Origin of the sequence: Comamonas sp. GCA5 (assembly GCF_036541385.1) — a bacterium.
In the GTDB taxonomy this organism is placed as follows: domain Bacteria; phylum Pseudomonadota; class Gammaproteobacteria; order Burkholderiales; family Burkholderiaceae_C; genus Comamonas; species Comamonas aquatica.
Genome location: NZ_JAZHFR010000204.1, coordinates 1 through 820, shown reverse-complemented (window position 1 = coordinate 820; position 820 = coordinate 1). Strand labels below are relative to the sequence as shown.

1 pseudogene is annotated in these 820 nt (G+C 62.4%); it reads left to right on the top strand.

From position 1 onward, the window contains the following. Positions 1–820: pseudogene (locus SJH88_RS19265) on the top strand (IS3 family transposase); the annotation flags it as partial.

Here is an 820-nt window from a genome sequence, read left to right as displayed (position 1 = left end):
TTGAGCGTGGCGTGTCTGTGGCCCAGGCAGCCAAAGACTTGGACGTTCACGAGAACGTGCTGCGCAAGTGGGTGCGTGAGCTGAGGCAGCAGCCTCAGGAGGCGTTCCCTGGTAACGGCAAACAAAAGGCGCAGGATGCTGAGATAGCACGGCTGCACAAGGAAGTGGCCAAGCTCAAGATGGAGCGCGACATATTGAAAAAAGCCGCGGCCTACTTCGCGAAGGAGTCGATGTGAAGTTCGGCTTCGTGGCGAAACACCGAGGGGCCTGGCCGGTCAATCTGATGTGCGAGGCGCTCGGTGTCTCGCGAGGCGGCTTCTACGCCTGGCTCACACGACCCAGGAGCCGGCGTAGCCTCAGCGACGAGGTGCTGGGTGCGCAAGTGCATCAGAGCTTTGTACGCAGCGACCGCACCTACGGCGCACGCCGTGTGTGGCACGACGTGCTGGAACAAGGCCAGACCTGTGGGCTGCATCGTATTGAGCGGCTCATGCGGGAGCAGGCGCTGCGTGCGAGACCGCGAAGGCGTGGACTACCCAAGGACCGTGGCGCGCGTGGTGCTGTGGCTGACAACGTGCTGGACCGTCAGTTCCAGGCAGATGGTCCGAACCAGAAATGGGTGGCCGACTTCACCTATATCTGGACGGCAGAAGGCTGGCTTTACGTAGCTGCGGTACTTGACCTGTACTCCCGTCGAATCGTGGGCTGGTCGATGCAGGAGAGCATGACCTCGCAGCTCGTGGTGGACGCGCTGATGATGGCTGTGTGGCGCCGGGGCAGGCCAGTGGCACTGCTGCACCACTCGGACCAGGGTAGCCAA